Annotated in this window: 12 protein-coding genes, 1 rRNA gene and 1 pseudogene; 8 read left to right on the top strand and 6 right to left on the bottom strand. The window is 39.6% G+C overall.

Annotation, left to right across the window (positions count from 1 at the left end; all coding sequences use genetic code 11):
- Positions 1-70 precede the first annotated feature (70 nt).
- Genes kdpB through kdpF form a run of 3 tightly spaced genes read right to left on the bottom strand, consistent with a single transcriptional unit; the run spans position 71 to position 3,943 of the window.
- A complete protein-coding gene (gene kdpB, locus ACQ86H_RS24380; protein ID WP_138820111.1) occupies positions 71-2,098 on the bottom strand; it encodes a potassium-transporting ATPase subunit KdpB in 2,028 nt (675 codons plus the stop codon).
- Positions 2,099-2,107: 9 nt separating this feature from the next.
- Positions 2,108-3,826, bottom strand: coding sequence for a potassium-transporting ATPase subunit KdpA (gene kdpA / locus ACQ86H_RS24385; protein WP_431292786.1), 1,719 nt, complete (start codon positions 3,824-3,826; stop codon positions 2,108-2,110).
- Positions 3,827-3,865: 39 nt separating this feature from the next.
- Positions 3,866-3,943, bottom strand: a complete 78-nt coding sequence (gene kdpF, locus ACQ86H_RS24390) for a K(+)-transporting ATPase subunit F (protein ID WP_138820818.1) — start codon at positions 3,941-3,943, stop codon at positions 3,866-3,868.
- Positions 3,944-4,534: 591 nt separating this feature from the next.
- Between kdpF and ACQ86H_RS24395 the strand changes: the two are divergent.
- The 3 genes and pseudogenes from ACQ86H_RS24395 to ACQ86H_RS24405 form a co-directional block, all read left to right on the top strand.
- A pseudogene (locus ACQ86H_RS24395) lies at positions 4,535-4,675 on the top strand (hypothetical protein); the annotation flags it as partial.
- 82 nt (positions 4,676-4,757) lie between these two features.
- Positions 4,758-5,555: a hypothetical protein gene (locus ACQ86H_RS24400; RefSeq protein WP_431292787.1), complete on the top strand. Its 798-nt coding sequence runs from the start codon at positions 4,758-4,760 to the stop codon at positions 5,553-5,555.
- A 62-nt stretch (positions 5,556-5,617) separates the two neighbouring features.
- Positions 5,618-7,108, top strand: a complete 1,491-nt coding sequence (locus ACQ86H_RS24405; RefSeq protein WP_431292788.1) for an alpha-L-arabinofuranosidase C-terminal domain-containing protein — start codon at positions 5,618-5,620, stop codon at positions 7,106-7,108.
- Between the two features lie 159 nt (positions 7,109-7,267).
- On the opposite strand, the gene ACQ86H_RS24410 is transcribed toward ACQ86H_RS24405, so the two are convergent.
- Positions 7,268-7,420 carry a hypothetical protein gene (locus ACQ86H_RS24410; RefSeq protein ID WP_168202345.1) on the bottom strand — a complete coding sequence of 51 codons (153 nt, stop codon included), beginning with the start codon at positions 7,418-7,420 and terminating at the stop codon, positions 7,268-7,270.
- A gap of 346 nt (positions 7,421-7,766) precedes the next feature.
- On the opposite strand from ACQ86H_RS24410, the gene ACQ86H_RS24415 reads away from it, so the two are divergent.
- From ACQ86H_RS24415 to ACQ86H_RS24435, 5 genes are all read left to right on the top strand, one after another.
- Positions 7,767-8,333, top strand: a complete 567-nt coding sequence (locus tag ACQ86H_RS24415; protein WP_431292789.1) for a glycosyltransferase family 87 protein — start codon at positions 7,767-7,769, stop codon at positions 8,331-8,333.
- 10 nt (positions 8,334-8,343) lie between these two features.
- On the top strand, positions 8,344-8,949 hold the full coding sequence (locus ACQ86H_RS24420; RefSeq protein WP_431295468.1) for a glycosyltransferase 87 family protein: 606 nt from the start codon (positions 8,344-8,346) through the stop codon (positions 8,947-8,949).
- Positions 8,946-9,878: a glycosyltransferase family 2 protein gene (locus ACQ86H_RS24425; RefSeq protein ID WP_431292790.1), complete on the top strand. Its 933-nt coding sequence runs from the start codon at positions 8,946-8,948 to the stop codon at positions 9,876-9,878. The genes ACQ86H_RS24420 and ACQ86H_RS24425 overlap by 4 nt, the downstream gene beginning before the upstream one ends.
- A 1-nt stretch (position 9,879) precedes the next feature.
- Positions 9,880-10,068 (top strand): hypothetical protein, encoded by a 189-nt coding sequence (locus tag ACQ86H_RS24430; protein WP_431292791.1) that lies wholly within the window; start codon positions 9,880-9,882, stop codon positions 10,066-10,068.
- A gap of 74 nt (positions 10,069-10,142) precedes the next feature.
- Positions 10,143-10,658, top strand: coding sequence for a hypothetical protein (locus ACQ86H_RS24435; protein WP_431292792.1), 516 nt, complete (start codon positions 10,143-10,145; stop codon positions 10,656-10,658).
- Positions 10,659-11,388: 730 nt separating this feature from the next.
- Here ACQ86H_RS24435 and ACQ86H_RS24440 read toward each other — a convergent pair.
- Together ACQ86H_RS24440 and rrf are read right to left on the bottom strand one after the other, a co-directional pair.
- A complete protein-coding gene (locus tag ACQ86H_RS24440; protein WP_431295469.1) occupies positions 11,389-13,155 on the bottom strand; it encodes a S8 family peptidase in 1,767 nt (588 codons plus the stop codon).
- A gap of 888 nt (positions 13,156-14,043) precedes the next feature.
- A 5S ribosomal RNA gene (gene rrf / locus ACQ86H_RS24445) occupies positions 14,044-14,155 on the bottom strand.
- Positions 14,156-14,160: the final 5 nt, after the last annotated feature.

Below are 14,160 nucleotides of genomic sequence, written 5' to 3' on the forward strand. Positions count from 1 at the left end.
GGCTGTGATTGTTTTGAGTAGCTCTTTATCGCTTGCAGATTCTTCGTTGCACTCAGAATGACATTTTTCGTTATACAAATAATCCGACCAATAAATCGATTATTTTAATCCCTATAAATGGAGCTACTACACCGCCGATACCATATATAAAAAGGTTTCTACGTAATAAGGCAGTTGCACCGATAGGTTTGTAGGCCACACCTTTTAAAGCCAGTGGGATCAGGATTGGAATGATGATCGCGTTGAAAATCACAGCGGACATAATCGCTGATTCTGGTGAATGCAGTCCCATAATATTCAGGCTTTGCAGCGCAGGAATTGATGCGATAAACAAAGCCGGAACGATTGCAAAATACTTAGCCACATCATTCGCAATGGAAAAAGTGGTTAATGTACCGCGGGTAATCAGCAATTGTTTACCGATTTCTACGATCTCGATCAGCTTGGTAGGGTCATTATCCAAATCAACCATGTTACCTGCTTCTTTCGCCGCCTGTGTCCCACTGTTCATGGCTACACCCACATCGGCCTGTGCCAAAGCAGGAGCATCATTGGTACCGTCGCCCATCATGGCTACCAGTTTACCCAGTGCTTGCTCATCTTTGATGTAGTTCATTTTATCTTCAGGTTTAGCCTCTGCGATAAAATCATCAACACCTGCTTTTTCTGCAATGTATTTAGCTGTTAACGGGTTATCACCGGTAACCATTACTGTTTTTACGCCCATTTTCCTTAAGCGTTCAAAACGCTCGCTGATACCCGGCTTAATAATATCCTGCAATTCGATCACGCCGAGGGCTTTTTCATTCTCAGCTACCACTAAAGGTGTTCCGCCATTCGTAGCGATAGCTTTTACATGGTCCTCAATATCAGAAGGGAAGTGATTTCCACTTTTTTGTACCATATTCCTGATCGAATCGAAGGCACCTTTTCTGATCCGTCTTCCATCTACCGTATCCAATCCGCTCGAACGGGTTTCGGCTGTAAACTTGATGAATGTTGATCCCTCCGGTGTTCCGGCAGATTTGAAACCTTGTTCGGCAGCCAATTCAATGATTGATTTTCCTTCCGGGGTTTCATCTGCCAATGAGCTTAATACGCAGGCATCGGTAAAAGCTTTAACAGTTACACCAGCTGTTGGATAAAAATTGGTTGCTTTACGGTTACCAATGGTGATGGTTCCGGTTTTATCTAATAGCAACACATCAATATCTCCAGCAGTTTCTACGGCTTTACCCGATTTGGTAATGACGTTTGCCCTTAATGCCCTGTCCATCCCTGCGATACCAATGGCCGATAAAAGTCCGCCGATGGTGGTTGGGATTAAGCATACAAAAAGGGAGATCAGCGCTGCAATGGTTATTGGTGTATTGGCATAATCAGCAAAAGGTTTCAAGGTTACGCATACAATGATAAACACCAGGGTAAAACTGGCTAACAGAATGGTTAAAGCAATCTCGTTTGGTGTTTTCTGACGTGACGCACCTTCAACCAAAGCAATCATTTTATCTAAAAAGCTTTCGCCGGGCGCAGTGCTTACCTGAACTTTAATTTCATCAGATAAAACTTTTGTTCCGCCTGTTACTGAAGATTTATCACCTCCTGATTCCCGGATTACCGGGGCAGACTCACCAGTAATGGCCGATTCGTCGATAGTGGCAATACCTTCAATAATCTCTCCATCAGTCGGAATCGTATCGCCGGTTTCGCAAATAAACACATCTCCTTTTTTTAGCTGGTTTGATGAACGGATTTCGATGGTTCCGTTTGCCAAAAGCACTTTGGCTGGCGTTTCTTCCCTTGTTTTACGAAGGCTGTCAGCCTGTGCCTTACCTCTTGCTTCTGCAATGGCTTCAGCGAAGTTTGCAAACAGAACGGTAAGCAATAAAACCAAAAAGATGAAGAAATTGTATAAGGGAGAGCCTTGTCCGCTATGGCTGAAAGAATATACGGTAACATAAGCCATAACCAGCGTTCCGATTTCTACGGTAAACATCACCGGGTTACGGACCATAACCCTTGGATCAAGTTTGATAAAAGATTGTTTTAGTGCGGTCTGCACTAAGGCAGGTTCGAACAATTTATTATTGGGTTTCATTTTTAATATCTATTTAAGCATGGTAAAATATTCCGCCAAAGGACCTAAGGCCAGAGCAGGGAAATAAGAAAGTGCATTTAAAACGATGATTACCGCAAAAGTCATCAGTGCAAAAGTTTTGGTATCTGTTTTAAGCGTACCGGCCGATTCAGGGATGAATTTTTTGGCTCCCAGTAATCCGGCAATGGCAACCGGGCCGATAATTGGTAAGAAACGACCTAAGAAAATCACAATACCAGTGGATAGATTCCAGAACATATTGTTGTCTCCCAGTCCTTCAAATCCCGAACCATTGTTGGCATTTGATGAAGTCATTTCATACAGCATCTCAGAGAATCCGTGGAAACCAGGATTATTAAGCCAGCTTTTAGGTTGAACAGTCCAGGCTGCATTGCCATGACTGGTAAAGATGTAGCTTGCAACAGCAGTTCCGGCAAGGATCAAAAACGGGCTTAACAAAGTAATAATGGCCGCAATCTTGATTTCTCTGGCCTCAACCTTATGCCCAAGAAACTCCGGCGTTCTGCCCACCATCAAAGCCGAAATAAACACAGCAACAATCAGGTAAATGAAGTAATTCAATAAACCTACGCCGCAACCTCCGTAAAAAGAGTTAATCATCATACCGAGTAACTGCCATGTACCCGACATCGGCATGGTGCTATCGTGCATGCTGTTTACCGATCCGGTAGAAATAATTGTTGTAACAGTTGCCCAGTAAGCGGAGGCTGCGGGGCCAAAACGAACCTCTTTTCCTTCCATCGCTCCGGTAGTCTGTGAAATACCCATTTTCGCCAGAGCCGGACTTCCACCTAGTTCTGAGCTTAACATAGGGAGCAGCAGCATAAACAAACCAATGGTCATTACACCAAAGATGGTCCAGGCCAGTTTTTTTCTGCGGATAAAATAGCCGAAGGCAATTACCATGGCAATCGGAATGATGACCTGTGCAATCAGCTCAACCATATTGGTAAAGTAGCTTGGGTTTTCGAATGGATGTGCTGAATTGGCACCAAAATAACCTCCACCATTTGTACCTAAATGTTTAATGGCAATCATTTGAGCAGCTGGTCCCCTCGAAACATGCACGGTGTCTCCCTGTAGGGAGATAAATTGATCTTTACCCTCATAACTTGCAGGTGTACCACTAAAAGTTAAGATTAGGGCCATTACAAAAGATAAAGGCAATAATAAACGGGTAATTGATTTTACAAAAAATTCCCAGAAATTACCAAGCTCGGTTGTCGTTTTATCCCTAAAAGCTTTAAAAAGGACTACTGCAGCGGCGATACCTGTTGCGGCGCTCACAAACTGAAGAAACATAAGCACATATTGCTGGGTAAGGTAACTTACGCAACTCTCGCCCGAATAATGCTGCAGGTTACAGTTAGCAACAAAGCTGATAATGGTATTAAAAGCCAGATCTGGTGTCATTCCAGGGTTTCCATCCGGATTGAATGGAAGTTTATCCTGAAAGATGAGTACAAAAAAACCGTAAAACAACCAGAGTATATTAATGGTAAGCAGTGCTTTTAACTGCTGTTTCCAGTTCATCTGTTCTTTAATATTGATTCCGGAAAGCTTGTAAATACCAGTTTCCAGTGGTTTTAAAAAATCTGTCCAGACTTTTTCTCCTGCAAAAACCTTGGCCAGGTACTTACCTAAAGGGATGGCAATAACCAGGGTGAGCAGAAATGTGGCAATGATGCCTGTTAATTCAGTATTCATTTCTTAATTTTTTAATTGCTCCGTTGAAGGAGGTAAGGATTAAAATTTTTCGGGTTTAATCAGCACGTAGATCATATAGATAAATACGGCGACGGCGATAATAAATAATGCGGTCATAGTGTTAAATTTTTTCGAACCAGTTTATCGATTTGTAAGTAGCCCAGCAGAGCAGCACCAGGATTAAAAAAGTAATATTGTCATGATTGTAATGATTTTACACGCCAGTAGCCAACTCTTATACCACAAAACAGAAAAATCAATCAACAATTTGATAAACAGATAGTTAAATAAATAAAATTTATCATAATCAGATTCAGACATAAAAAAACCCTTCCATTTTGGAAAGGTTTTTTTCATATTGGTATTTGCCAACTTGGACTATAGGCCTGTGTTTTTCTCTTTGTATCAGGATCAGTCACCTCCTCAACAAATTATTTCTGGATAAGTAACATAAATAATAATCGTTATAACGACGATTATTATTAAATTAGAAAAAATTTCTAGCCAAAATGATCACTCTTTATAAAACCGGAATAGTTTTGTTGCTGGTGTTTTTCGCCTTAAGTGCTGATGCGCAGCACAAAGTAAAATGAACCAGCGAAAAAGACATCACAACCTATCTTGTTGATTATAATATGATAAGCGATGATCCTGATTTGGTGGGCATTGGCCGGCAAATGGAATTTAACAATTAAATTTTAACAAAAAATGGAAAGAAAATCCTGGCTTCTTATAGCGCTGATCTTAGTGGCAGTAAATGTATTGGCTATAAATAAAAGAACAACCAACGAACCTGATTCGGCTTATTTATTTGCATATAATGCAAACGGACTTCGGTTTGCCTGGAGTTTAGATAAACAGAACTGGACTCCAATAGGAAACGATTATACCTACCTGAAAAGCGATTATGGCCGGTGGGGAAGCGAAAAAAATGATAACACCTTTTCTTATCCAGGGCAAAGATGGACTTTGGGTATGTATCTGGAGCCTGAACGACCATACACTACAGTTTGCTACCTCAAGTTCGAAAGATCTTGTAAGCTGGAGTCCGCAAAACTATCCTTATGTCAAGCAAGGTAAAAATGTTTTACGTCCAATTATTAAATACGATGGTAACCTTGATGAATATACCGTAACCTATGCGGATGCTAACGAAAAATATTTTCAAACCAAAACCAAAGATTTAAACCATTACAGCCCTGTAAAAGAAGTGCCTGCTTCAGCTTATCGCAATGGGAGTACATTAGCTAATCTATCCAATGCAGGCAATGGGCAAATGCATCGTTTACCATGGAAAGTTATTCTAGGCTTAAAAAAAGCATACGAACTAAAAGATTATAAAAACAAACAGGACAGAGAAACTACTAAGGATGATGCACAGCGTTTTGCAGGGCTTAAAAATGTGGAGGCAAAAATAACTTTCCAACCCAATAAAGCAAAAGCGATCAGCAATATGCTAACAGGTGTATTTTTCGAAGATTTAAATTATGCAGCCGATGGCGGTTTGTATGCTGAACTGATTCAAAACAGGGATTTTGAATATCACCCCCGTGATAAAGAATACAATGACCAAAACTGGAACAGCAGTTATGCCTGGATATTGAAGGGTGATCGTGCTACCATGAAAATAGATTCGATTTCGCCAATTCATCCCAATAATCCGCACTATGCGGTTTTAGATATCCCCTCGCCGGAGCATCCATTCTTAATAGTGGTTTTGATGGAATAGCATTGAAAAAAGGCGAAACTTATGATTTTTCTTTATCATCAAAGTTATTGAATATAAAAAAGATGAATCTCGAAGTAAGACTGGTAAGTGATAAACAGGGAATTTTGGCTAAATCAAATTTAAACATCACTTCAAGTAACTGGAAAACAGAAGCATTAACTTTAGTATCTTCTGCAGATGTGACCGATGCAAAACTCGAAATCGTGATGGGTAATCCGGGGCGTATTGCAATTGATATGGTTTCATTGTTTCCAAAAAGTACTTTTAAAGGTCGAAAAAATGGCTTAAGGGCAGATCTGGCTCAAACCATTGGAGATATACACCCTCGTTTCGTACGTTTTCCGGGAGGTTGCCTTGCGCATGGTGATGGCATTGCCAACATTTACAAATGGAAAAATTCAATAGGCCCCTTAGCTGCGCGTAAACCAGACCGAAACCTTTGGGGCTATCATCAAACCATGGGACTTGGTTATTACGAATATTTTCAGTTCTGTGAAGATATTGGTGCTGCACCCGTTCCGGTAGTAGCTGCCGGTGTACCCTGCCAGAATTCAGGTACAGGTGGTGGTGGCCAACAAGGCGGTATACCAATGAGTGAAATGGGGCAATATATACAGGATATAGTAGATTTAATAGAATACGCTAATGGTGATGTAAAAACCGAATGGGGTAAGAAACGTGCTGAAGCAGGCCACCCAAAACCATTTAACCTGAAGTATATAGGCATTGGCAATGAAGACCAGATTACAGAAGTATTTGCTGAACGGTTTACGATGATCTATAAAGCACTGAAAAAATCGCATCCAGAAATTATAATTATTGGTACGGCAGGTCCGTTTTACGAAGGAACTGATTATGAAGCTGGCTGGCAAATTGCATCAAGCCTTAGCGTTCCTATTATTGACGAACATTATTACCAATCGCCGGGTTGGTTTATCAATAATCAAAATTTTTACGACAGTTACGATCGGTCTAAATCGAAAGTGTACCTGGGCGAGTATGCGGCTAGTTTACCTGGTGGCAATAGAACAAACCTGGAAACTTCACTCGCTGAAGCACTGTACCTAATTTCACTGGAACGCAATGGTGACGTGGTGAGTATGGCATCTTATGCCCCGCTTATAGCTAAAGAGGGGCATACACAATGGAATCCTGATCTGATTTATTTTAACAATTCGGAGGTAAAACCTACAACAGGCTATTTTGTACAACAATTATACGGACAGAATGCTGGTGATGAGTATATCCCATCAACTATGGTTCTTTCTTCAAACCAGGAAAATGTAAATAAACGGATGGCCTGTTCGATGGTTAAAGATGCCAAAACCGGAGATTTGATAATTAAACTGGTTAACCTGCTTCCGGTTACCGTGAACACCTCGCTCGATTTCAATCAACAACAACTTGGAAAAAACACCATCAAAACTGTAATCTCAGGTAATCCAGCTGATAAAAAAGCTGTTCCGGTTATGACAACAATCAATACAGATGCAAGCAGACAACTTGAGCTACCGGCTTACTCTTTTACCGTTTTAAGATTTAAAGCGCAATAGGTTCAGGTAATAAAGCCTAAAAAGAGACTCTGTATCATAAATTGTAATTCAATCGATTTGTCACATTGAGCCTGTCGAAACGCCCTGTAAGACATTTAAAACAGGTCCTTCGAAAAGCTACCATTGACGTTATTTTATAAAACACTATTAGTTAAAACTTTAGATGCTTTCGTGTTTCCATCCAGCTAGGCCATAGCACATTATCCCCGTTCTACTTAAATCCGGCCTAACAAATTTTTCGGGCTGCACTGTTCTGGCCGCACAACTGGCTTCAAAAGAAAAATTTTCAGCCGGCATTTTTTGTTTTTTCATGTGTCTTTATGTTTTTAATGGCATTCAAGCTAGCTTCGCTGGTCTTTTTGATGCCAAAAAGAAAGAGCCCTTCGGCGGCGGCGAGCCGAGGCAAGACCGTGCTGTATGGCAAAAGAAATCAATTACACGTCACTAATATTGATTTTTATAAAATAAATTACCCCTCAGGATTGACAATTCTATATTTATGAGACAGCCTCTTTTGTTGGATTAAATAAAAGAAATTTAACCATAACCCAAAATTAATCTTCGATACGCATTTCAAGCGGGAGCAAAAGCAAAGCTTTAAAAGAATGGATGTCCATGTGAGCTGTTAAAATAGCTATATTGCGGCACCAAATCATTAATGAACACTTTTACAAAAACTAATCTCGGTAAACTGTCCTCATTGCTCTTAAAAAAGGAATGTATATTTGCTGTTTACCTCATACTGGCGCTTGTAGCTGGTTTTAAACAATATCATCACCATTCCTACAACAATTATCTGATTTTTAAATATGTATATTGGCATACCATCGATTTACAGAATTTATATAATAATTATCCCGAATACCAGGACAGCAACCACTACGGCCCCATATTTTCAATTTTCATAGCGCCTTTTGCCTTATTACCTGATGGATTGGGCTGTATACTTTGGAACATCGCCAATGTTGCCATATTACTTTGGGGAATTTACAGCCTACCCATATCACCTAACAAGCGAACCATAATTGCGTGGATCTGCGCACATGAAGCATTAACTGCACTCTTCAGTTTTCAGTTTAACATTGCATTAACAGGATTAATATTACTAAGTTTCTCCTATCTGATTAAACAAAAAGAAATAAAATCGGCTTTTTTATCGCCTTCGGCACATTGGTTAAACTTTACGGAATTGTTGGATTGGCATTTTTTTCTTTACCAAAAATAAATTAAAATTTATAGCGGGTTGTTTTGCTGCATTTTTAGTACTATTCGCCCTGCCAATGGTAATTTCATCTCCAGGCTTTGTTATCCAGTCTTATGCAGACTGGTATCATTCCCTTGCCCATAAAAATGACTTAAATGCATCATTAACCTCATTCCAGGATATTTCTTTAATGGGTATTGTAAGGAGAACAACAGGTAATGTTAATATTCCGAATGCGCCTTTTTTAATAGTTGGACTAATACTATTTGCTTTGCCCTATTTACGGATTAAACAATATAAACATGTTGGCTTTAGGTTAATGTTATTGGCATCGACGCTTATTTTTACCGTTATATTTAGCAGCGGTTCCGAATCGCCAACTTATATTATCGCTTTTGCAGGCATCGCCATTTGGTTTATGGTGCAGCAAAACCCAAAAAAAGGGTGGATAATAGCCTTGTTTGTTTTTGCGTTTATATTAACCAGCTTATCGCCAACCGATATTTTCCCCAGGCCGGTTAAAGAATTTATTCGTCTATATTCACTTAAAGCCCTACCTTGCGTTATCATTTGGCTAACCATAATCTATCAAATGATGAAAGAAGATTTTGAGTCTTATCTGATTGCCGATAAATGAATAAATTAGTTTCTATAGTAATACCTGCCTACAACGAAGCCGATAACATTTTTGTAATAACCGAAGGTATTAAAAAAGTTTTTTCGACCATGAATTATGATTATGAAATTATCCTGGTGGATGATGGAAGCGCCGATCATACCCTCGAAAAAATAAAAGAGTACGCTTCAACGGCAGACAACATATTCTTTCTCGAGTTTTCTAAGAACTTTGGCCACCAATTGGCGGTTAAAGCAGGCATGGACCATGCTTTTGGCGATTGTGTAATTTCCATGGATTGCGATATGCAACATCCTCCGGAATTGATTCCCGATATGATTGCAAAATGGGAAACGGGTTATGAGGTAGTTTATACCATTCGTGAAGAAGATAAAAATTTATCAAAAGGAAAAAGAAGCTCCTCAAACTTATTTTATAAAACCTTAAACTGGCTATCGGATATTGATCTCGAACCTGGCGCAGCTGATTTCCGTTTACTTGATCAAAAAGTTGTAAATGTTTTCAGGAATTTCCATGAAAATGAGCCTTTTCTACGTGGTTTGGTGAAATGGCTTGGGTTTAAACAGTTTGCCATTCGTTACTATCCTGCAGCACGCTTTTCGGGAAACAGCAAATATACTTTGAAAAAGATGATGAGGCTGGCATTACATGGCGTTACCTCATTTAGTATAAAGCCATTATATTCGGCAGTTTATTTAGGTTTTATTCTATCGTTTGCCTCTGTATTATACATTCCCTATATTATTTATGCATTTGTAAACCATGTAGAAGTTTCTGGCTGGGCATCGGTAATTATGACCATCGTCTTTTTTGGTGGACTACAGCTCATTATATTGGGTATTATAGGCATTTACGTAGGTAAAATGTTTATGCAAACTAAAAACCGCCCAAATTATATTATCCGTTCAACCAATATTCAGCAAAAATAAAATGGTACTGCTAAGTTTTGATATCGAAGAGTTTGACATGCCTTTCGAATATGGGAAAGAAATCTCTTTTGAGGATCAGATTGCCATTTCGAGAGCAGGTACTATCGCTATTTTAGACATTTTGGATAAATATAGTGTAAAAGCTACTTTTTTTGCACAGTTACTTTTGCTGAAAATATTCCGGATCTGATTAAGCGGATTACGGAAACAGGGTACGAACTCGCTTCGCACGGTTATTATCATTCTGATTTTAAACCCGAACATTTGCTTCAGTCAAAGCTAAAGCTGGAAGAACTTTCAGGTAAAGAAATTACAGGTTACCGCATGGCGAGAATGATGCCAGTTGATGAAAAGGAGATTGAGAAGGCTGGATACACCTATAATACATCTATCAATCCAACTTACCTACCCGGACGCTATAATAATTTTAATATTTCGCGAACGCATTTTATTAAAGATAAGGTTCTGCAGATCCCTGCTTCCGTTAGCCCAATTGTCCGTTTTCCGCTATTCTGGCTCTCTTTTCACAATCTGCCTTTAAGCATTTACAAAACCTTAGCCAGCTGGACTTATAAAAAAGATAAATACCTGAATATCTATTTCCATCCCTGGGAATTTACCGATTTAAATGATTTTGAACGCTTTGGTTTCCCTGGTTATGTAAGAAAAAATACGGGTGTAAAAATGATCGAGCGTATGGAAATACTCATTTCCTGGATGAAGCGTAAACATTATCCATTTGGCACCTTTCAGGAGTTTATTAAAACCCTGGAATCTTAGGTTTTTAATAAATGTATTTTTTAGTTTGGCATTCAGGGCATTTTCCGGAGTGTTTAGCCCCGGGCGAAGCGGCATCCCCGAAAGCGCAGCGAAGGGATACAGCGGAGCACGGGAACAAACCTTAATAGTTGCAATGCCCTGCGCTTCAAAACAAAATAAAAATCTCTTTTATTCAGGTAGAAAAATGATAGAACGCATGGAAATACTCATTTCCTGGATAAAGCGTAAAAATTATCCATTTGGCACCTTTCAGGAGTTTATTAAAACCCTGGAATCTTAGCTTTTTAATAAATGTATTTTTAGTTTGGCATTCAGGGCATTTTCCGGAGTGCTTAGCCCCGGGCGAAGCGGCATCCCCGAAAGCGCAGCGAAGGGATACAGCGGAGCACGGGAACAAACCTTAATAGTTGCAATAGCCCTGCGCTTCAAAACAAAATAAAAATCTCTTTTATTCAGGTAGAAAAATGATAGAACGCATGGAAATACTCATTTCCTGGATAAAGTGTAAAAATTATCCATTTGGCACCTTTCAGGAGTTTATTAAAACCCTGGAATCTTAGGTTTTTAATAAATGTATTTTTTAGTTTGGCATTCAGGGCATTTTCCGGAGTGTTTAGCCCCGGGCGAAGCGGCATCCCCGAAAGCGCAGCGAAGGGATACAGCGGAGCACGGGAACAAACTTAAATAGTTGTAATAGCCCTGCGCTTTAAAACAAAATAAAAATCTCTTTTTATTTATAATTTTCTGCCAACTTCAGCGCATTATAGGTATTAACAATCCCTCCGCTCACACAGATTTCGCTAAAAAGTACGCGGGTATTCTCCCCTCTATCATTCTTGTATTTTATCTTATGTGCTACTTTAGAAACAGATTTCATGATAATCTCTCTTACCTGCGCTGGTTTTAAATCAGGGTAATAGCTTAAGATTAAAGCAGCAAGGCCAGCCACAACCGGCGAAGCCATACTTGTTCCATCAGCTTCTTCATATTTATTATCTGGCACTGTCGATTTGATTAAAAACCCTGGGGCGAAAACATCAACATTATACTTGCCATAATTAGAGAAATCGGCTTTCAGATTATCATCATCTTTATAAGCGCTTGCACCTACTTCAATCCAATTATTGGCATGTGGCAGATTAAACTTTGCGGAGTCAATCGGTACAGGCTTTACGAATGTAGATCGGTTATAAGGTGGCCTCATACCCATTCCGTTATTTTGTGCCATAGGCTTAGGTGGTGTGAAATCTGGCTTGCCAGGTTTTTTATTAGCTTCCCTGTAAGTTTCTGCCTCTTTACTGTCAAAAAACTTATTGGGGAAATTTTCTTCTATATCATTGTTCTGGTTATCGTTCCCTGCGGCATGCACTAATAATACACCTTTGCTTTCGGCATATTTAACCGCAGAATCTACCGCCTTTTTATCCCATTTGTAACTTTTGCCAAAACTCATATTAATTACCTTAGCGCCATTATCAACTGCATACCTGATGCCATTAGCCACATCTTTATCGCGTTCATCACCCGTGGGCACTACCCTGATCGCCATAATACTTACATGATTGGCTACCCCCAAAACACCTGTCGAATTGGTACGATCAGCACCAATAATTCCCGATACGTGAGTACCATGAAAAGCATCGGGACCTTTAACATCGTTGTTTCCATAATCTTTTTGGTAAGCATTGCTATAATCATCGCCAACCAGTTCAGCTCGCATATCATATTTAGGGTTCAGGTTATACTTCAGCATCGCATCGTATTGCTTGTATCCCTCCTTTATGTTCTTATAAAATTTCTCGAAACTACCATCTTCCCTCGCACCTTTTCTGATGATTGTTTTTACCTGCTCTTCAGTTTCATCATCAGCCTTATACTGATCAACATCATCCATCGCTGGGATTTCTTTTTTACTGATCTTGGCTACAGAATCTAAAACTTTGTTAATGGCAATTAAAACAGAAAAAGTATTGCTGGCATCTTCGTATTTTTTACCGAAATCGCCAACCATTTTCTTATAAAGTTTAAATTCTTCCTTTTGCGTACTATCTAAAGGAGTTAAATTGGTTGTTGATTGATATTTTGGAGTGTAAATTCTTAACAAACGAACCAGTTCTAAATTATCGAACTCCAGATTACCTTTTTTAGAGCCGATAAAATTCCAGCCATGGATATCATCAATATAACCATTGCCGTCATCGTCTATTCCATTTCCAGGAATCTCTTTTTTATTCGTCCATAACACACTTTGCAAATCTGGATGATTGATATCTACACCACCATCAATTACCGCCACAATAACATTTTGTTTAGGTTTTTTATCCTTTAGAAGTTCACGATAAGCTTTCTCCGTGCTAATACCAAAATATCCATTCTCCTGTAAATCGAGGTTAAACCAATTTGCAGGGAGTTGTACATTCTTACTTTGAGCAAAAAGGCTAAAATTTATACACAAAACAAAAGCAAGAAAAGTTAATTTCTTAAGGTTAACATTCATCATCATAATATGTACGTAGTACTACAATAATACGGTTTTATTACTTTCAGAATGAAAGTTTTCACATCTTTTAACAAGGGCGGTCAATCTGTTTTTGAAGCGCAGTCCCTGTGCTTTTAGGTTTGGTTCGGTCCTGCTATTCGTTTTACTCCGCCAATGAAGAATTGGCTCCGTGCTCACTGCCATCAGGGCTGTTTAACCTGGGAAAGAAGAAGGAAAAACAGGTAAGATGGAAACGGATAATGGAAAGGGCTCTGCGGGAACACCCCCTAACCTTTCTTCACTCCTTAATGGTAGAAAAACTTTCTAGTTTTTTGAAGTGCAGTTTCCTGTGCGTTTAGATTTGGTTCGGTCCTGCTATTCGTTTTACTCCGCCAATGAAGAATTGGCTCCGTGCTCACTGCCATCAGGGCTATTTAACCCCGGACAGAAGAAAACAGGTAAGATGTAAAATGGGTGATGGAATGGGCTCTGCAGAGATCAGCGTGATCTGCGGGAACAAACCCTTAACTTTTCTTAACTCCTCGATGGTGTAAAAATATTTTGGTTTTGAAGCGCAGTTTCCTGTGTGTATGGGCTGGGTCCTGTCCTGCTGTCCGCTCAATCCTTTTGGGAAACCATTCTAACATAAACAATCATCTTTACCCAAAAGGGATGCTGCTCCCATCAGGGCTATTTAACCTGAGATAGCAGAAAAACAGGTAAGATGGAAATGGATGATGGATGGTCTCTGCGAATATTCGTGTGTTCGGCGGATACAGCTAACTTGACTTTCCTTAACCCCTCAATGGTGTGAAACCACCCCATGCCCCATGCGCTTTACGCTATGCAAAAAGCCATAAACGAAGAAAACCCTTCAACATTTCTGTTAAAGGGTTTCTTTTTAAGATCTGGCACCGACCTACTCTCCCACGTGTTACCGCAGTACCATCGGCTCTGGTGGGCTTAACTTCTCTGTTCGGAATGGGAAGAGGTGGACACCACCGATATAGGCACCTGAATATT

It is taken from the genome of Pedobacter sp. P26, from assembly GCF_050632135.1.
Taxonomy (GTDB): Bacteria; Bacteroidota; Bacteroidia; order Sphingobacteriales; family Sphingobacteriaceae; genus Pedobacter.

Excerpts from the sequence above, each read along its gene's own strand:
- kdpB (WP_138820111.1), bottom strand. The coding sequence starts at position 2,098 with ATGAAACCCAATAATAAATTGTTCGAACCTGCCTTAGTGCAGACCGCA.
- kdpA (WP_431292786.1), bottom strand. The coding sequence starts at position 3,826 with ATGAATACTGAATTAACAGGCATCATTGCCACATTTCTGCTCACCCTG.
- kdpF (WP_138820818.1), bottom strand. The coding sequence starts at position 3,943 with ATGACCGCATTATTTATTATCGCCGTCGCCGTATTTATCTATATGATC.
- ACQ86H_RS24400 (WP_431292787.1), top strand. The coding sequence starts at position 4,758 with ATGATAACACCTTTTCTTATCCAGGGCAAAGATGGACTTTGGGTATGT.
- ACQ86H_RS24405 (WP_431292788.1), top strand. The coding sequence starts at position 5,618 with ATGAATCTCGAAGTAAGACTGGTAAGTGATAAACAGGGAATTTTGGCT.
- ACQ86H_RS24410 (WP_168202345.1), bottom strand. The coding sequence starts at position 7,420 with ATGAAAAAACAAAAAATGCCGGCTGAAAATTTTTCTTTTGAAGCCAGT.
- ACQ86H_RS24415 (WP_431292789.1), top strand. The coding sequence starts at position 7,767 with ATGAACACTTTTACAAAAACTAATCTCGGTAAACTGTCCTCATTGCTC.
- ACQ86H_RS24425 (WP_431292790.1), top strand. The coding sequence starts at position 8,946 with ATGAATAAATTAGTTTCTATAGTAATACCTGCCTACAACGAAGCCGAT.
- ACQ86H_RS24430 (WP_431292791.1), top strand. The coding sequence starts at position 9,880 with ATGGTACTGCTAAGTTTTGATATCGAAGAGTTTGACATGCCTTTCGAA.
- ACQ86H_RS24440 (WP_431295469.1), bottom strand. The coding sequence starts at position 13,155 with ATGAATGTTAACCTTAAGAAATTAACTTTTCTTGCTTTTGTTTTGTGT.